Source organism: Frankia sp. Hr75.2 (assembly GCF_949319125.1).
GTDB lineage: Bacteria > Actinomycetota > Actinomycetes > Frankiales > Frankiaceae > Parafrankia > Parafrankia soli.
Window position 1 is genome coordinate 1 of sequence record NZ_CASGGV010000018.1, and the last position, 18,882, is coordinate 18,882.

The window sequence follows — 18,882 nt, forward strand, 5'->3', positions numbered from 1 at the left end:
GGATACATTGGAGCGCCTCGTGGCGCACTGGTTCGCCTTCACCGTCAGGATGTAATGCGCCCCGCGGCCGACCAGCCAGCGGGCGGTCTCGGTCTGGGTATGCAACGCGTCCGCCGTGACGATCACACCGGTCAGATCGAGGTCGGCGAGCAGGACAGGCAACGCGGGGATCTCGTTCGTCTTCGCGTCCACCGCGACCTGGCCGAGCACGACACCGGTGTCATGGTCGAGCGCGGCGAGCAGATGCCGACCGGTGACCTCGCCGGTGCGGGAGCCACGCAAGGTCTTGCCGTCGACCGCGACCCACCGCCGCGTCCCCGTGTCCGGGCTGGTCGCCGCGACGGCCCACGCTCCCAACGCCGTGTCCAGCGCGTCAGCGTCCAAGGCGACGAACACCCGGCGGAACGTCGAGGTGTCGGGAACCCGGACGATACCGAGCAGGTCAGCGACCGCCTGACCGGCATCGGCGGCCCACTCGCCGATCGCGGTGAACGACCGCGCGCCGGCGAGTACCGCGCACGTCGCCAGGGTCAGCACCACGGCCAGGCTGTGTCGTTTCCCTCGGGGTTTCCGCGGGTCCGGGACTCGACCGAAAGCCGCCAGGAGACCCGACACCGACGACGGCTGGTGATGACCGTCGGTGACGGCAGCAGCCAGCTGATCGAAAACAAGAACAGGCGGTGATACTGGTACGGCGGGCACGACACCTCGGGTCGATCATGATGGTGTAGGAACCTCCATGATCTTCAGGTGGCGTGCCCGCACCCATGAGACCCCCGGCCGCGTGCCCGGCTCCCGCTACACAGCCCCACCAGAAACCCCAGGCCTGACCCACCGCCTACGCGTCAGCAAACTTGCCGGAGCCCTGGTGAGCAACAACCCGAAATGTCGCGGCGGACGGTCAGATGTAAGCATTTATGTAGGTCAGCCGGGGTATGCCGTGGACCGTCCGCCGCTTTGGGTTGCTAATGGGGACGCACCGGTCCTGACCTGGTGGGATGGGTGTCCGGGCCGCCGGTGGTCGAGCACTCGTTGTTGCCGGCCCGCACGTTCGAGGTCTAGGTGTAGAACGTGCCGCCACTGGCTGCTGGGAGGGTGTCAACGACTGGTGGGACGGCGTGCCGAGACGAGCACTGATCCATTAGCGCGTGCGTGAACCTTCCCGAGGTCCGTATCCTACACCGGACGAGGAAGGGAGCATGAGGTGCTGTTCGTCGGAGACGACTGGGCCGAGGACCATCACGACATCGAGATCCAGAACGAGGCGGGACAGCGTCTCGCTCGCGCTCGGCTTCCCGAGGGCGTCGCCGGCCTCGCCCGGTTCCACGCGCTGATCGCCGAGCACCTCGGCGGCGACGAGGGTCCGTCGCAGGTCGTGGTGGGAATCGAAACCGACCCGGGGCCATGGGTCGGTGCCCTGGTCGCGACCGGCTACCAGGTCTACGCGATCAACCCGCTCTCCGCCGCCCGGTACCGCGAACGGCACGTCACCTCCCGGGCGAAAAGCGACCCTGGAGACGCGAGGGTACTGGCGGACCTGGTCCGTACCGACCGGCATCACCACCGCACCGTCGCCGCGGACAGCGACCTCGCCGAAGCGGTGAAAGTCCTGGCCCGTACCCATCAGAACCTGGCCTGGGCACGGCAACGGCACGCGAACCTGCTGCGTTCGACCCTGCGGGAGTTCTACCCGGCCGCCCTGGCAGCGTTCGACGACCTCGCCAGCCGTGACGCTCTCGCCGTCCTGGCCGCCGCCCCGACCCCGACAGCCGGCCGCGCGCTGACCACGACACGGATCGCTGCCCTGCTCCGTAGGGCCGGCCGGCAACGCCGCGCCAACAGCCGCGCGGAGGAGATCCGCACCGCGCTGCGCGGAGAGCAGCTCACCGCACCCGCCGAGATCGCGCAGGCGTTCGGGCACACCGTCACCGCCGTCGTCGCGGTCCTGACGACCCTCGTCGCGCAGATCGACCGGGTCGAGAACGAGATGACCACACGCCTCCACCAGCACCCCCACGCCCGGATCTACCTGTCCCTGCCCGGGTTCGGGCCGGTCCTGGCCGCGCGGGCCCTCGGCGAGTTCGGCGACGACCCGAACCGATACGAGACCGCCCGTGCCCGCCGCGACTACGCCGGCACCTCACCGATCACCCGCGCCTCCGGCAAACGCCGTGTCGTCCTGGCCCGGGTCGCGGTCAACAGCCGTCTCCGCGACACACTGGCAACCCAGGCATTCGCCGCGCTGAAAGCCTCACCCGGCGCACGGGCCTACTACGACAACCATCGTGCCCGCGGCATGACCCACCACCAGGCGCTACGCGCCCTCGCGAACCGGCACGTCGCCGTCCTCCACGGCTGCCTACGCCACCACACGACCCACGACGAAACCACCGCCTGGCCAGCCCTCACCAACCCCACCCAGACCGCCGCCGCTTGACAGATAAAACCAAGGGACGTCTACACCCGTTGCTACATAAAGATCTTCAAACGGCCAAATTGATCTCAACGGAGAGACAAAAGGCCTGGTCGGAGGCGGTGGACAGAACCGGGCACAACCCGAACCGCCACCCCACGATCCCTGGCCCCACGATCGGCATCCCCGATCACACGAACAGGCCATCTACCAGCGGCAATGCAGGGCGACGCCAGCGTCGTACCCCCACCACCGACGCATCGGCCGCCGCCGCAGGATGACACCCGTACAGCCGGGGGCGCAGCCGCGCTGGTCGATCCCGCCGTCGGACTGCCCAGCCGAGCACGATCCGGTCCGGGTTGTCGGCCGGGTAGGCGGCAAGATCACAGAACCACGGATGGCGCGAGCCGCGCACGGATGGCGCGGGGTGTAACTTACATAGCGAGTAAGTTACAGGTGGTGTGAGTTACTGGGGGAGGCGGGGAGCCGGTGGCCTTTGTGAATCGCACCGACGAACTCGCCGCTCTGGAGGCGTGGTGGCACTCGACCGACCCCCGACCCGCGGTGGTGTGGGGACGGCGACGGGTCGGCAAGACCGCGCTGTTGCAGCGCTTCGCGGAGGGCCGTCGGTCGGTGTCCCACACCGGAGCCGGTCGGGCGGCAGCTGGGGAACTGGCGCAGCTATCCCGTCAGGCGGCCATCGCGCTACCGGGGCGAATTCGTGATCTCGCTACTCGTCCCTACCTCGACTGGGACGACGCGCTCGACGACCTCGCCGCGGCGGCTGAGCAGGAGCCTCTCCTCGTCATCCTGGACGAGTTTCCCGAGATCGTCGCCACCTCACCCGAGCTGCCCGGCGTCCTGCGGGCCTTCCTCGACCGGACAGCCGGCCGGACCAGGCTACGGATGCTCGTCTGCGGATCGGCCGTGCGGCACATGACCGCGCTACAGGAGCAGCGGGCGCCCCTGTACGGCAGATTCGATCTGTCGCTGTCGCTGCATCCGTTCCGTCCGCACGAGGCCGCACTCATGCTGCCCGGACTGACGCCGTCCGACCGGGCGCTCGTCTACGGGCTGGTCGGCGGAGTTCCGTTGTATCTGTCGTGGTGGGACCAGGGCGCTGACCTCGCTGACAACCTGCTACGGCTGGCCTGCCGGCCCGGGGCGCCGCTGCTCACCGAGGGACAACTCGTGCTTGCCACCGAGGTGGAGCACGGTGAATACCCGGCGGCCGTCCTCCACGCGATCGCCGAGGGCCGCACCCAGTACAACGAGATCAAGGACTATATTCGGGCTGAACCGGCCCGTACTCTGGATCGGCTCGTCGAGCTACGGCTGGTCGAACGACTGATGCCCGTCACCGAGGCAGCGCGCAGCCGCCGGCGCGTCTACCGGATCGCCGACAATTTCCTCGCTTTCTATCTCGGCGTGCTGTCTCGGTACCGCGCGGAGATCGAGCGTGGACTGGGGAAAGCACTGCTGCCAGTACTGATCGAGAGTCTGGACGACCATCTCGGCAAACCGTGGGAGGAAGCGTTTCGCGAGCACCTACGCCGACTCGCGGTCGCCGGCGCGCTGGGCAGGGACATCGTCGCGGTCGGGCCTTACTGGAACGCGGGCGGGCAGAACGAGATCGATGCGGTCGTGCTCGCGGGCAGGGACCGACACCCAATTCTGTTCGGCGAGGCGAAGTGGGCGCGCTCTATTGACGGTCGACGAATCTCCAGCCGGCTCCTGGAAAAGGCTCGCACTATTACGTCGGCCGTTCCAGCAGCCTCGGACCGCCAGGCAGACGACGGAGCTGCCGGCCCTGACAGTGCCGGGACCGAAGGCTCTGCCCGGGCACGCCTCGCGCTGTGCGCTCGCGAGGAGATCCGCGACGCGCCGCCGGGATGTCTCACTGTCACCGCCGCCGACATCTTCGATTAGCGATATCCATCCGAGCCACGCATGAGCTCTCTCATCGAGACTTGGCTGGAATACGCCGCCCGGGCCCCCACGGACACGAGGAGATGGACTCCACGCTGCCCGACCTGGCGCGGCACGCGGCCTGCGACACCATCGTCTTCGTCGAGACCCTCGCAGCAACGCCGGCACCGCCTGCCGCGAAGCCTGAGAGCCACTCGTCCCCGCCCAGGCCACCCCGCCGACGCAGCGCTCATCTGGGGCGACCGGCGAGTCCGAGACATACGCGTGGATACCGCGCTGGTCAGCCAGCTCCATGAGGTGGTTGCGACGCACTCCGGCCCCGACGGGTGGACGCATCCGTCAGCCGTCGGTCGGCCCTACATCGAGGTTCTCTACAACCGGCAGAGGCTCCACCCCACTCTCGGCTACCGCACACCAGAACACGTCGAGCGCGCATACCAGGCAACCCAGAACTCAATCAAGGAAGCAGCATAAAGCTGGTATAGTCCCGCTACGTCGGTGTCCGAGAAACGGGCAGCACCTCAAAGACGGTCGGCGACATCACCTACATCCCCACCTGGGAAGGCTAGCTGTACCTCGCGACCGTCATCGACTGCTACACCAAAGCCGTCATCGCCCAGTACATAGAACTTCGCTGTAACGCCACACGCCGCCACTTGGGACTCCACTATCGCACCCCACGACGGGCTTACGCCGAATATCTGAAAAAGCAGGCCGCCGCGTCCATCAGCTTCATTGGACCTGTCCGGATTCAACGGGGCGCATCAGTTGGCGGTCTGGCGCGGTTCCCGGACTTCGCTCAGCGCTCTCCGGATGCCGCTGTCGAGTTTCGACGAACCCGCCCGTATGACCCGGCCCGGCGTTCAGGCTTCCGCCAGCGCGCGGGTCCGCTCCGTCATGCCGGCGATACCGGCGCCGCCCTGGTTGCCCACGGGCACCGGACCCCGGCCGTCGTCCTCGATGCTGAGCACAGTCGCCGGTCGGCGTGTTGGACTCGGATGACGACCTGCCGGGCGCCGCTGTGCCTGGCGGCGTTGGTCAGCGACTCCTGCACGATGCGGTAGGCGGCGAGATCGACCGCGGCGGGCAGCGACGGAACCACTCCTCGGCAAGGTCGTCATGTGAGCCCGCGTCACCAACCGCGGCATCGCGAGGGTTCGGCAGAATGCCACCATGGTTTCCGGATCGTTTGCCGAATACCTGGCCGGGTTGGACGAGGCAGCGCTGACGGGGTTGCTGCGGGCACGGCCGGACGTCCGGGCCGAGCCGATCCCGCGTGGGTTCGAGCAGCTGGCTCAGCGGCTGTGCGGGCCGGACTCGCTGGTTGCCGCGCTGCGCTCGATCGATCGGGACGCGGTGCTCGTCGGTCAGGCGGTGGCGGCCCTGGGACCGCTGGCCACGGTTGAGACCGTGGCCGGTCTGGTCTCGGCACCGGACCAGGACGCGCCGGAAAAGGCCGTGTCGGACGCGATCGGCGAGTTGCGCGGCCGCGGGTTGGCCTGGTTGGAGTCCGGGACGATCTGCCTGCCGGAACGGCTGGCCGAGCACTGGGCGGCCGAGATCGGCGATGGTCGACCGTTGGCCCTGCTCGCGAAGTCGGCGCTGGTGGACGACGTGCGTACGGCGGCTGACGCGCTGGGGGTCGAGGTGGACGGGCTACGCAAACCGGAGCTGATCGCCCGCCTGGTGGACGTCGCCTCCGACGCCCGCGCGATGGCCGACGTAGTGCGCCGGCTACCCAAGCCCGCGCGGGATCGCCTGAAGCAGATGCGCCATCGCTACAACCAGATCTACCTGGGCTACGCCGAGCCGGCGGCCACGGGTGCCGAACGCGCGTTGGCCGCCGCGGGCTTGGCGCTACGGGTCAACGGGCGGTTGGAGGTGTCCCGCGAGATCGAGGTGGCGTCCTGGTTGGCGCAGCGTGACCTGCTGTTGACCGGACAGCCGCGGGTCCCTTCAGCCGCGGCCTCGAGCGAGTCGACGCTGGCCGCCGCCCAGGCCGCCGCGGCGGATCTGCTCCGTGGGATCACGGCCCTGTTGGACGAGGCGCGCGCGCATTCGATCGTCGCGCTGAAGAAGGGCGGCGTCGGCCCGCGGGAACGGTCCCGGCTGGCCGCGCGGCTGGCGCTGCCGGTCGAGATACTGCTGCTCGGTATCGACCTGGCCTACGCGGCCGGGCTACTCGGCCGGGCGGACACGGGCTACGCGCCGACCGATCGGTATGCGGCGTGGCGGGAGGCGCCGCCGGCCCATCAGTGGTCCGCGCTGGCGACCGCATGGTTGGTGTTGGAACATGCCCCGACCAGCCGGGAGATCGGTGGGGGCAAGGAGCTGGCCCCGCCGCTGCCCCTGGCCTCGGCCGCCGGTGGGCTGCGACGCGCCATGCTGCGCGCGGCGCGCGGTGGGCTGTCGTTGCGGGCGGCCGGCGAACACATCGACTGGTTCTTCCCACTGCATGGATATGAGCCAGGCCAGCTGCGGGACAAGGCGGCCGCCGCGATCCGGGAGGCGGAGCTGCTGGGTGTCGCCGTTGCCGACGTGCTGACCGACTGCGGCGAACAGCTCGCGGCTCTTCTCGACGGAGACCTGGCCACCGCCGAGCCGGCGGACGCGGTGGGCGCGATGGACGCGGTGGACGCGTTGGCCGCGCGGGTGGCCGGGGTACTGACGGAAAGGCCGTGCACGGTGATACTCCAGTCGGACCTCACCGCGGTGGTGTCCGGCCAGCCGACGACGGCGGTCTCGCGGCTGTTGGGGACAGCGGCGGTGAGCGAGTCCCGGGGCACGGCGGGAGTGTGGCGGTTCAGCCCGGCCAGCGTCCGTGCGGCGTTCGACGCGGGCTGGACCGCCGCAGGATTGCTGGCCGATATGGCGGCGGTGTCGGAGCGGGCGGTGCCTCAGCCGTTGGAATACCTGGTCAAGGATGTGGCCCGTCTCCACGGGAAGATCCGGGTGCGGGGGATGCGCTCATGCGTCGTGGCCGAAGAGGCTTTGATCAGCGAGATTCTGCATACCCGGTCGTTGGCGAAACTGTCCTTGGCGCGGGTGGCGCCCACGGTGCTGTCCAGCCCGCACGAGCCGCACGAGGTGCTGGCACGGCTGCGCGCGGCCGGGTTGTCCCCCGTCGCCGAGGATGCGACGGGCACAGTGATCGTCGAGCAGCAGCGGGAGCACCGCGCGGCCGCGCCCCGGTCGCCGGCGCGGGCCACGTCCCGGGCCCGGCCCCGGATGGACGCGGAGACGCTGGCCGCGCAGCTGCTCGCGGACCCGGTTGGCACGAACAGTGGCGGAGCGGCCAGCGGCGGGGCGGGAAACGGTGGCGCGGATACCTCGGAGACGTCCGCGCGGCTGGCGCAGCTGAACCCCGGCCTGACCGATACTGAGATCATCCTGCTGGCCGACGCGATCGAGGCCCAGCGCGACGTGTTGATCAGCTACCGGAACAAGGCCGGAAACCGGACTGTCCGGGAGATCCAGCCGCGCCAGCTGTACGGCCGATGGCTCGACGCGTGGTGTCACCTGCGGGACGCACAACGAGACTTCACCGTGGCCAATATCGAGTCGGTCGCCCCGGTCGGCTGACCCCGCGACCGCCTATGCGTCGCCTGTCGATCAACCACGACCGCCTCGGCCGCGGTGACAACGCGACCGCCCTCGCCGAGACGGCGGCCGGTCAGCGGCCGCTGATGGCACGCATGTTGGTTGCGCGGGCGAGAGCCCGGCTCGTAGCCATTCCGGCGGATACCGCGCCGTCTGGGACCACGCGACCAGAATCCACGGCCTGCGCGAGGCGGCGCTGCCGCAGTTCGTCGCGACGGCGGGGTGGGCGGCCGTCGTACGTCAACAACCGACGCATCGGCTGCCACCGCCGGATGACACCCGTCGGGCCGGGACACCGTGCCCGGCCCGGGCCCGACGCGCGGGGCCCGCGGCGCACCGATGCCCGGATCAGCTATCGTCGCCAGGCCGGCTGGAACTCAAGTAGGCCACCCGGACCCCGGCCGGGTACATGACAACGACAACGGCGACGTAATACGTCGTGTTACGTTAGCGGCATGCCGAACGTCCGGTTCACGATCTCGACAGCCTCAGATGTCCAGGCCGCGATCAGGACGCACGCGGAGGCGGCGGGCATGGACACGTGTCCGCCTACATGATCGCGGCGGCCGTCGCCCAGATGGCACGTGACGACGCCGCCATGGCGGCCTTCGCGGCACTGGACGCACGCAACCAGGCCGCCTTCGAGCAGGCCGTCGACCTCCCCGAGGCGGACCCGCCATCGTTCGACGCCCTGACCACGGACGAGCAGGCCCTCGTCCACCGGGTCCTGGCCAGCGCACTCGGAACGGATACCGCGAGCGTCGCGTGATCACCCGTACCGTCGTCTACGACACCGGGATGCTCGTAGCGCTCCTGCGCGAGAACCCCACGGCACGACTACTCCACCACGGCCTACGCGCTGCGTCACACCGGCCGGTTCTCATCGGCCCGGTCCTCGCCCAAGCGTGGCGACCGGACCCGAAAACGGTGCAGTCCTTCAGCCAATACCTGAAGGACTGCACCGTTCCACAAACCCGGGAAAGCACGCCACCCATCCGCGGGGCGGCGAACATCCCCGCCGGCTGCGTCGCCTGCGCGAAAACCTTCACCCTTGACTCGTACAAACGGGCAGGCGCCATGCTCGCCGACGCCAAGCTCCCCACGAGGAAACGGCCGGACGTCGTCGATGCCCTGGTCATCATCACCGCCGCACTGCACGCCCCCGCCCAGATCCTCACCAGCCACCCAGACGACCTGACCGCCTACACCGCCACACTCGACCGCGCCGACATCCTCGTCGAGCCGATCTGACTCTCGCCGGCGCCGTCACCCGTCGATTATCTGCCTGATGGTGCGGGGTGAGCACATCCTGCAGGTCCGGCAATGTCCTGCCCGCGCAGGCTTCGAGCCAGGCCATCCGGACGATTGCCTCGCGGACGAATCAAGACCGGCTTCCGAGCTGGCCGCACCCGCCTCCAGGCTGACACGATCATGAACCTGGCGAGCTTGCCAGCTCAAACAGCGGTTCGCATTGTGCGAGCTTTACGCTCGGCAAAGAGTTCATCAAAATCCCAGGTCACACCAATAGTCAAGGTGACCAGTGGGCAGGGGCGGGGTCGAACCGCCGATCTTCCGCTTTTCAGGCCGAACTGACCGTCGTTTCAGCGTCCGCGGACGTACGTCTTCGGCCGTGGAAGGCCGCTGACGTACGTGGTTGTTCGCCAGTGTTGCTACACCCGTTGCTACACCTCGGCGAGGCCACGAGTGGGGCATTCCGGCCGGCCTGGCAGCGCCAGCGCGCAGCCCAGTACCCCGGACGACGGCGCGTGACGGCCGCCGGCGCTCCGGGCTCGGTGGACTTCCAGGCCCCACGGACGGCTTCGGGTCTGTGGGAAGCGCTTCAGGGAGCAGCGGCTGGAGGTGGTGGCGCATGAGCCTCACCCTGACGACCACCCCCGCGGAGTCGAGCGCCGCCGCTGGTACTCCGGTCGCAGCGGCAGCGGTCGTGAAGCTCGTCACCGCCATGATGGCCGCTGTCGTCGGCTTGACGTTTCTCTTCGGGTTCGGCAACGTCCTCGCGCTCGGGCTACGACTCGGCGTCCCGATCTGGGTTGCTCCCCTGGTAGCCCCCGCCGTCGACATCTCCGTGGTCGGAACCGTTGACCGGACTACCGGGCTGACGATCAGCGTGTCGTAGGCGGCGGGTGGTGGCCCGTCGGTAACTGTCACGCAGTTCCGAGTGAGAGGACTGCGTCCGGATGTCCGATAATTGTGATCGTGTGATTGATCTGATCGATCTGCCGGAGTGGGGTCGGGTTGTCCCGCTGGCTGGTGTCGAGCCGTTCTGTGTGGTGGACGAGGCGGATCGGCCGGTCGAGCCGGTCCGACGATTCCTGCGTGACCTGGTAGCGCAGGGATGTTCGGCCGCGACGATTCGCAGCTATGCGTTTGCGTTGCTGCGTTGGTGGCGGTTCCTGCGGGCGGTGGAGGTGGAATGGTCGAAGGCGTGTCCGGCGGAGGCGCGGGATTTCGTGCTGTGGTTGCAGCGGACCAGTAAGCGGCGTCGGTTGCCGCGAACCGATTCCGCGATGACGGCAGGAACGGTGAACCCGATCACCCGCAAGCGGTTCCAGGACGACAGCTATATGGTGGCCACGATTCGGCACTCGAACGCGGTCGTGCGGTCGTTTTATGCGTTCTGGCTCGAGCGGGGCGAAGGGCCGCTGGTCAATCCGGTGGTCCTGGCTCGGGGGCGGGGCCGGCGTCCTCATGCGCATCACAACCCGTTGGAGGCGTTCCGGCCGGAGGGGCGGCTGCGTTATAACCCGCCGGCACCGAAACGCCGGCCGCGGGCGATGCCGGACGAGCGGTGGGAGCAGCTGTTCACGGCGATGCGTTCGGACCGTGACCGGGCGATCCTGGCCTTGGCAGTCAGCACCGGCGCTCGCGCCGGGGAGCTGCTGGGAATGCGCGGTGCCGATCTGGACTGGGGCGACCAGCTGATCCAGGTTCGGCGCAAGGGGACACGGGCGCCGCAGTGGCTGCCGGCCAGCCCGGAGGCGTTCGTGTGGCTGCGCCTGCACGTGGAGGAGATCGGCGGACTGGGTGCCGACGCGCCGGTCTGGCAGACGCTGCGCCGCCGCACCCGGGACGGCGGCCCGCCCGGTCGCGTGCCGTTGAACTACGAGGCGCTGCGGGCGGTGCTGCGCCGCGCGAACAGCCTGCTGGGCACCAACTGGACCATGCACGACCTGCGGCATACCTGCGCCCTGCGCATGATCCGTGATGCTCGGTTGTCGCTGCGCGACGTGCAGACGATCCTCGGACACGCTCACCTGACCACGACCGAGACCTATCTCGTGGAAGACGACCTCGAGGTCATCCGCCGAGTACGGGACTATCTCGCCGGCCGCGACGAGCCGCTGACGCTGCCCGGTGACGCGACGACCCCCTATCGGGCTGAGGACCTCACCGTGCTGTTCGGGCCAGCCGGCCGATGACGATGACAGCGCCGGCACCTGCCAGCGTCGAGGTGGTCGCCGCCGCGATGAGCACGGCGCGGGTCGGGCCGTTGAACTGGGCGAGCGCCGCAGTGGTGCTGGCGGAGATCCCCACGTTGCCGGTGTTCCCCGCGGACCGCCACGGCGAGCAGTGGATCCGGGGAGCCGCCCGGATCCTTCGCTGGCTCGGCGAGCACCCGGGGTCGGGGTGGCAGCAGCGGTGGACGGCCGCCGAGGGGAACCGCTACGAGTGGATCGACCCGCTGTGCGCCCGCGAGGGGCTCAGCCCCTGGGCGGGAAAGGACGAACTACGCCGCGGCCTGGTCGGGCTGCTGCTGTGTCGGGCGATCCTGCCCAGCTACGACTTCATCCGCCGCTACCGGCCCTGCGCGCTGCTCAGCCACACCCAGCAGGTCGTCAGCCCGGCGCTGTTCGCTCGGCTCGGACGCGAAGCCCAGGTCATGGGCCTGTCGGGCCGGCAGCAGGGCGAGACGCTGGCGTTGATCGCCCGGATCGTGCTGGTCACCGGGAAGACGGTCGAACAGCTGGCCCCGGAAGACCTGTTTGAGATCCGTTCCTACTACCTGGGCGCCCGCAACCATGTCCCGCTGGGGATCTACCCGGCGTGGGACCTGCTGCGCACGGTCGGCGTGCTGGACACACAGGTGGCGATGCGCACCGCGCTGCGAGCGGGGCCACGGCCGACCGCCGAACTCGTCGACCTTTACCGCATCCGGTCGCCGGTCATCCGCGGCGTGCTGATCCGCTACCTCGACGAACGCCGCCCCGGGATGGACTACGGCTCGTTCCGCGCGCTGGTCACCGTCCTGGCCGGACGGTTCTGGGCCGACATCGAGGCCCACCACCCCGGCATCGACACCCTCGCGCTACCCGCCGAGGTCGCCGACGCCTGGAAACAGCGGATCATGTTCACCAGCAGGCCATCCGAGCAGGGCAGACCCCGCAAACGCCACCTCGACCTGCTCACCCTGGTCCGCGCGTTCTACCTCGACATCCAAGAATGGGCGTTGGACGACGCCTCCTGGGTGCCGTTCGCCGCACCCAGCCCGGTCCGCAAAGGCGACACCGACGGCATGGCGAAACTGAAAAGACAGGTCACCGCGCAGATCCACCAGCGCATCCGGGAACGCCTGCCGCACCTGCCCGTCCTCGTCGACACCGCCGAAACCCACCTCGACACCCAGACCACGCTGCTCGCGACAGCGAACACCACACCCGTCGGCGAGGTCTTCGACCACGCCGGGCGCTCCTACCGCCGGACGGTCCGCGTCAGCCACACGCTGACCACCCGCCACCACGGCACCGTCGCCACCCTCGTCACCGACCTCACCACCGGCGGGCTCGTCGACCTGACCCGCGCCGAGGACGAGGCGTTCTGGACCTGGGCGATCGTGGAAACCCTGCGCCACACCGGCGTCCGCATCGAGGAACTCCTCGAGCTCACGCACCTGGCGCTGAGCACCTACCGCCTGCCGGACACCGGTCAGACCGTGCCACTACTGCAGATCATGCCATCGAAGAACGACGAGGAACGGCTCCTGCTGGTCAGCCCGGAACTCGCCAGCGTCCTGGCCACCATCATCACACGGCTCCGCGACGCTCACGGCGCGATCCCGCTCGTCGCCCGCTACGACGGCGCCGAACGGGTCACCGGACCGCCGCTGCCGCACCTGTTCCAACGCAAAATCGGCCACCGGCACGAAGTCATCAACGTCAACACCGTCCAGAAGCTGCTGAAGAACCTGATAGCCCGCACCGGCCTACGCGACGCCGCCGGCGCACCGTTGCGTTACACCGCGCACGACTTCCGGCGCATCTTCGTCACCGAGGCCGTCGCCGCGGGCCTACCCGTCCACATCGCCGCCCGCGTTCTCGGCCACCACCAGCTGACCACAACCCAGTCCTATCTCGCCGTCTTCCAGGACGACCTCATCCGCGCCTACCAAGCATTCCTGACCCGACGCCGGGCCGTCCGTCCCGCCGAGGAATACCGCGAACCCACCGACACCGAATGGGACGAATTCCAACAGCACTTCGAGCTACGCAAAGTCGAACTCGGCACCTGCGCCCGCCCCTACGGCACAGGCTGCAAACACGAACACGCCTGCATCCGCTGCCCCATGCTCCGCGTCGAACCCGCTCAACGCCGCCGCCTCGAACAGATCACCATCAATCTCACCGCCCGCATAGACGAAGCCCGCACCAACGGCTGGCTCGGCGAAGTCGAAGGCCTCCAACACAGCCTCACCGCCGCAAAGACCAAACTCGCCGGCATCGACCGCACCGCCCGCACCACACGATCCACAACGGTCAACCTCGACATGCCCGCGATCGCCACACACCACGGGAAGTGAGAGCACCGGAAGCCAGAAAAAGAAGACCACGAAACGGGCGGAACGCGGCAAATCTTAGTCCAGGTAAGACTACTCCTGGGGACCCGCCATCTCGCCCTACACGGCGGCCCGGCCGATGTGCTGAAATCAGCGCGACGTCTTCTCATCTTCTCCAGCATGGTAACCCTGGCACTGAACATCGCGGAACCCCTCATCGCCCGCGACTACGGCAAAGCAGCTTTCGATGCCGTCGGCCCGCTCCTTCTTATCGGATGGAGTGAGGTCGGACCCGGCCTACTTCAAGCTATGCAGCTGGCCGGAGACAGCCGGAAATCAGCGGACGACGGGGCCGTCCTGCAATGCGGACCCGACGGCGCGAAGACCACCGAATCCTCGGCCCTGTCTGGGAAGGGATGGTCGGGGCGTCGTAACCAGGAGGACAGCGGATCCGGCGGGCACAAGCAGCGGTCCGCCAAGCAGGACCTGCTTCATCGAGCACGCGCCGAAGACAGCCTCCATTGGTCAACACATCATCGGCCGATCTCCGCCGACACGCTCCGCAAACGCCTCCGCATCGGCGCGCCCGCCGCCCGCGGCCTCGTCACGCAGCTGCGCACCGATACGGGTGCCAAACTTCATCCCGTGCCCGCTGCCGACTCCGCTCCATCGCCCGACGAACCGGCGGCTCCCTCGTAGTAGACGATCGGCGGGTGCGGTCGAAGCGCGGCGTCACTTCGATCGCACCCCGCATCCCCGGTCAGCCGGCCCGAAACCGGACGCAGGTTCCAGCAGAGGCCCCTTCGGCAGCCTCCGGCCTGCGACAGATGTTCAAAGTCATCACCGACACGGACACTCGCGTCGAAGCGACGCAGCGGGTGGCGAATCTCATCGCCGGCCGCGCTGCCGATCAGCGAGATGGCCAAGGCGATCTCGTCCCGACCTACGGCGCCCGCGAAAAAACGCATACGTTCAGCCGCGCCCCCGCCGGGCTCGATGGCCACCACGCAGTCGCTGGTCTCCATGCCCAACCAGCGCGGCTGCAGCCCAGCGACTGCCAGGCCAGGCCGTCCGGTAGCCGAGGCGCTCGCTCACGGCGCCCCCAGTAGTCGGATCGCGCCGCACGAGCCCGCGCCTGTTGATCTGCCTCTGAGCCGTCCGAGTCGGCGGCCGCCTCGCGGCGTACCTCGTCCACCAGTGAGCGGATCGGTTTGGGGACCGAGTCGTCACCCTCGCGGGTGCTCAGCGCGAACAGCTGCCCGCCCAGCTCAGGTCGGCGGCGTCCATCCCCTCCGGCAGGGTCAGATAATGACACCAGTGAAAGATGGTGGCCAGCCGCAGCAGGTCCGGTTCGAAGTTTCCGGCGACGACCAGGGCGCGGAACTGCTCGAACTCCTGCATCGCGTTGTCGCTCAGCTCGTGGGCCGGATCCTGGTCGGTCGCGAACAGGTCGATCCGCTGCGCCAGCCGAGCCGCCAGCTCTCGAAGCTCGTCGTGCATGCTGCCCCCGACATGAGATGCCCAGCAATCAACGCACGCCGGACTCCGACGACAGACGCGTCTGCGCCAACGGGTTCGGCTTCAGTATCCGCGTCCCGCTTTCGGATTGTGGTGAGCCGCGAGAATCTCGCCCAGTTTGCGTGCGGTGCGGCGGGTCTCCGGGTGCTCCGGGCCGAGAACCCGTTCGCGCTGGGCGAGTGTGAACTCGAGCAGCGCCCGCGCTGCCGCAGCCTCGCCGGTTGCCACCAGGTCCCGCGCCAGGTTGTGGCACAGGTGCAGGGTGTCGGGATGGTCGGGACCGAGCGCCAGCCGGGCCCGGTCCAGCGCATCCTGGTGGATGCGGCGGGCCTCGGTGGGATCGCCTGCGCGATGGACGTCGACCCCGAGGTCGTTGGCAACCCTGAGTGTTGTCGGATGGCTGTGCCCCAACACCCGCCGGCACCGGGCGAGGATCTCGTCCCGCAGCGCCCGTGCCCCCGCAAAGTCTCCCGATATGTAGCGGTCGACCGCTGCCTGATTGGCGAATTCCAGGGTGTCCGGGTGGTCCGGGCCGAGAACCGAGCGCAGCCGGTCGAAGGCGGAGAGAACCAGCCTGCGCGCATTCTCGTGCTGGCCGAGGGCACGCAGGTCGCGGGCGAGGCTGGCCGCTGACGAGAGTGTCGCAGGGTGGTCCGGGCCGAGGATCGCGCCACGGCGCCGGAGCGTCTCCTCGTCCAGCCGCCGCGCTTCCGCCACCTCGCCGAGGCCGTACAGGTCGAAGGCCAGGTTGCCGGCCAGATCAAGCGTCTGGGGGTCATCCGGCCCCAGCACGCGCACCGCTGTCTGCCAGGTCTGGCGGTGCAGAGCGGCGGCCGCAGCCCGCTCACCGAGATTACGCCGGTCCAGGGCGACGCTGTCCGCGGAGGACAGTGTCGGGCGGGCGTCGGCGCCGAAGCCGTGCCGACGGCGACGCAGCGTGTCCTCATCGAGGTCGAGAGCCGCCCTGTGCTCGCCGAGCCGGCGCAGCACCTGGGCGCGCAGGTGCGCAAGGCGAAGGGTGTCCGGAGCGTCCGCGCCGTAGCCGGCGCGCCATCGGGTCAGCAGTTCGCCCGTCAGCCGGCAGGCGGGCTGGTGCTGGCCGCTGCGCTCAAGGTAGGTGAGCACCTTCAGCAAGGTCTCGCGAAACGCTTCTGTGGCGTGCCCGTCGACCCGTTCCGCAAGGGCCAGCACGTGCTCGGATATCTCGGCGTAGTGCGGCCAGGCCGCCGGGTCCGCGGGGTCCCCCGGGTCGCCAGACTCACCTGGTCCGCCGGCGTCGGCGGCGCCGCCGGCGCTGGCCTGGGCCAGCAGTGTCTGGGCCAGGACCAGGTAGCGGATGTAATCTGCGCCTGCCAGCTGATCCCGGACGACAGCCTGGGTCAGCCTGTGCAGCTCGATCCGGTCGCCCTCGATGCGGGCCACCGCGAACCGGTCGAGGGCGTGCACCGCCGGCTCGAGATCGACGGGGTCGGCGCCGGGTCCGAGCAGCCGGGACAGCACGGTTGTCGACACCGGCTCGGCAGCGAGGAAGGAGGCCGCCCGCACCACTTCCAGCGCCGTCGGGTCGGCCCGGCCCAGCTGCTCCACCGCTGTCGTGACCGCGCCGAGCACGCCCTGCGGATAGCCGATCGGCCCCGACGGGAACGCCTGTGCCACGCCGCGCTCAAGGAGGCGCAGGTAGGTCGGGGCGCTGGTCCGACCCACCGACAGATAGCCGGCCGCCTGACCCACCGCGAGCGGCAGATGGCCGAGGGCGTCGCCGATCCGCTCGGCATCACCGTCGGTCAGATGCGGCGCGCGGCGCCGGAGCAGGCGGACGGACTCCGCGGTGGTGAACACGCCGATCTCCACGAGGTCACCGAGTTCGCCAGACATCCGGCCGCGTGCGGTGACCAGGATGTCCCCCGCGCCCGCCGGCCACCACGGCGCCACGGCATCGAGGTCGACGACGCTGTCGAAGACCACCAGCCACCGGGGCATCTCCCGCAGCCGGTGCACGGCCCGGCGCCCCCGGCGATGCAAGTCGACGTCCTCGGGAAGGCCCAGCTCCCCTGCCAGCGCGTTGAACTCCTCGGCCAGCGACGTCGGCTGCTCGGCGGCGACCCACCAGACCAGCGAGTAGTCGACCGCGAACCGGTGTGCGTACTCGATCGCGGCCTGCGTCTTGCCCACCCCCGCCAGACCGTGCAGTACCTGGGAGGATGCCCCGCGCGGGGCCCGCCGGAAGCCGGCGGACAGCGCTCCGAGCAGATCGTCGCGGCCGACGAACCATCGATGCCGCGGCGGCACGTTCCACACCGACGGCCGCCCGGCCGGAAACGGAACAGGCCGATGGCCACCCGCGCCCCGAACGCCGGCGCGGGCACCGCCGGGGAACACGGCGGGCACAGACGCCGACCGGTGCTCCAGGGACCACAGGCCTACCGCCGCCGCGAGCAGATGCCGGGCCGCCGCCTCGTCGACGTCGAACAGGTCAGTGCTGTGGACGGATTTCAGCAGTTCCGGGGGCTCACATTCGGCGACCCGGATCGGCACCAAGCGGCCGCCGACCAGCGCCGCCGTCCATTCCCGGGTGCACCAGGCTGCCTGGAAGTAGGCCTCGGAGAACAGGGCCAGCACGCGTCGGCAGGTGCCCAGGTGTTCGTCGACCCATGCGACGGTGTTCGCTCCCGGAAGCAGATCCCGCTGCCGGAAGCGGACGACCTGGCCCACGGCCTCGAGCTCGGCCGCGACCCACTCGGCCCAGGCCTGGTCCGCGGCCGCATGGGAGATGAGCACATCCACGCCCGTCGGGGTCCCGGCCGACAACCCAGCCACAGGCACGCACACTCCCATCCGGCAATCCGGCGATCCGGTGACAGGACCCCGTGACAGGACCCCGGCATCGTCATCGTAGATCTGCCGGCAGGAACGCAGGGCCGGCTCAGTTCGTTCGGACAATCGGAAACCGCGCATATCAGGGAAAGACGTCCAGCGCGGCGAGAACACCGGAGAGAACGGTCGGGGGGCCGTTATGAGGGCTCGATCAGCGTCGCCGCACCGGCGGCTTTCCGTTCCTGTCATCCGGCTGGCCGGGGTGCTCCTGCTGGTTCCGACTGCGCTGTTCTCCGCGGTTGTCGTCGCGGGTGACGGCACCGGGATCGCCCGGCACACCTCGCGTGAGGTGGGCGCCTGGCTCGAGAATGCCGCACGCGACGAGTTCGTCCACGTCAACGGGCTGTCCGGGACGGTTGACTGGTCTGTGCCAGGCGGGGCGGCCGACAACCACCCGCTGTCGGTGAGCCCGCTCGCCAAGGGCGTCCTGCTCTTCGACGACGCCGCCGGCCTGGTGCGCCGCGTCGATCCGAACCTGATGAGCGCCGACGGCCCAGGCCTCGAGGTCGGCTCTGCCACGCTCGTGGCCGGGCGCTCCGCCGCGTTCGTCCTGGACTTCGCCGGTGGCGACGTCCGGGCGGTCGATCCGACCACGCTGGCCTGGTCGGGACGTACGGTCGGCCTCGGCCAACCGGTCGGCTCGGCGGTCGTCACGGATGACGGCACGCTGTGGGCCCAGTTCCAGGGCACGACGAAGGTCGTCGGCGTCCACGGGTCCAGGTTGGTGGCGGGGGTCGGCGCGGCCAACCCCGCCCGG

General features: G+C 69.5%; 12 protein-coding genes and 2 pseudogenes. 10 read left to right on the forward strand and 4 right to left on the reverse strand.

The genetic code is table 11. The features are described from left to right. The coding region (locus AC559T_RS01965) for an ISAs1 family transposase (protein WP_498867534.1) at window positions 1–702 on the reverse strand (702 nt) is incomplete at its 3' end. 502 nt (window positions 703–1,204) lie between these two features. On the opposite strand from AC559T_RS01965, the gene AC559T_RS01970 reads away from it, so the two are divergent. The 9 genes and pseudogenes from AC559T_RS01970 to AC559T_RS02010 all read left to right on the forward strand — a co-directional run. Beyond that, window positions 1,205–2,437 (forward strand): IS110 family RNA-guided transposase, encoded by a 1,233-nt coding sequence (locus AC559T_RS01970; protein ID WP_498867535.1) that lies wholly within the window; start codon window positions 1,205–1,207, stop codon window positions 2,435–2,437. 465 nt (window positions 2,438–2,902) lie between these two features. Continuing rightward, on the forward strand, window positions 2,903–4,342 hold the full coding sequence (locus AC559T_RS01975) for an ATP-binding protein (RefSeq protein WP_498867536.1): 1,440 nt from the start codon (window positions 2,903–2,905) through the stop codon (window positions 4,340–4,342). A 1,173-nt stretch (window positions 4,343–5,515) separates the two neighbouring features. Next, window positions 5,516–7,924 carry a helicase-associated domain-containing protein gene (locus AC559T_RS01980; RefSeq protein WP_498867537.1) on the forward strand — a complete coding sequence of 803 codons (2,409 nt, stop codon included), beginning with the start codon at window positions 5,516–5,518 and terminating at the stop codon, window positions 7,922–7,924. 559 nt (window positions 7,925–8,483) lie between these two features. Continuing rightward, window positions 8,484–8,711 (forward strand): hypothetical protein, encoded by a 228-nt coding sequence (locus tag AC559T_RS01985; RefSeq protein WP_498867538.1) that lies wholly within the window; start codon window positions 8,484–8,486, stop codon window positions 8,709–8,711. Further along, a complete protein-coding gene (locus AC559T_RS01990; RefSeq protein ID WP_498867539.1) occupies window positions 8,708–9,193 on the forward strand; it encodes a hypothetical protein in 486 nt (161 codons plus the stop codon). The genes AC559T_RS01985 and AC559T_RS01990 overlap by 4 nt, the downstream gene beginning before the upstream one ends. A 619-nt stretch (window positions 9,194–9,812) precedes the next feature. Beyond that, a pseudogene (locus tag AC559T_RS01995) lies at window positions 9,813–10,037 on the forward strand (hypothetical protein); the annotation flags it as partial. Between the two features lie 124 nt (window positions 10,038–10,161). After that, window positions 10,162–11,382 (forward strand): tyrosine-type recombinase/integrase, encoded by a 1,221-nt coding sequence (locus AC559T_RS02000; protein ID WP_498867540.1) that lies wholly within the window; start codon window positions 10,162–10,164, stop codon window positions 11,380–11,382. Then, window positions 11,379–13,757 (forward strand): site-specific integrase, encoded by a 2,379-nt coding sequence (locus AC559T_RS02005; protein WP_498867541.1) that lies wholly within the window; start codon window positions 11,379–11,381, stop codon window positions 13,755–13,757. Before AC559T_RS02000 ends, AC559T_RS02005 begins: the two co-directional genes overlap by 4 nt. Before the next feature lie 63 nt (window positions 13,758–13,820). Then, window positions 13,821–14,432: pseudogene (locus tag AC559T_RS02010) on the forward strand (hypothetical protein); the annotation flags it as partial. Here AC559T_RS02010 and AC559T_RS02015 read toward each other — a convergent pair. The 3 genes from AC559T_RS02015 to fxsT all read right to left on the reverse strand — a co-directional run bounded on the left by AC559T_RS02015 (window position 14,372) and on the right by fxsT (window position 18,068). After that, window positions 14,372–14,758 carry a hypothetical protein gene (locus AC559T_RS02015; protein WP_498867542.1) on the reverse strand — a complete coding sequence of 129 codons (387 nt, stop codon included), beginning with the start codon at window positions 14,756–14,758 and terminating at the stop codon, window positions 14,372–14,374. The pseudogene AC559T_RS02010 and the gene AC559T_RS02015 overlap by 61 nt on opposite strands. 217 nt (window positions 14,759–14,975) lie before the next feature. Beyond that, a complete protein-coding gene (locus AC559T_RS02020; RefSeq protein WP_498867543.1) occupies window positions 14,976–15,233 on the reverse strand; it encodes a hypothetical protein in 258 nt (85 codons plus the stop codon). 81 nt (window positions 15,234–15,314) lie between these two features. Then, window positions 15,315–18,068 carry an FxSxx-COOH system tetratricopeptide repeat protein gene (fxsT, locus tag AC559T_RS02025; protein ID WP_498867544.1) on the reverse strand — a complete coding sequence of 918 codons (2,754 nt, stop codon included), beginning with the start codon at window positions 18,066–18,068 and terminating at the stop codon, window positions 15,315–15,317. A 259-nt stretch (window positions 18,069–18,327) separates the two neighbouring features. Here fxsT and AC559T_RS02030 point away from each other — a divergent pair. Further along, on the forward strand, window positions 18,328–18,882 hold a 555-nt coding region (locus AC559T_RS02030), incomplete at its 3' end, for a hypothetical protein (protein ID WP_498867545.1).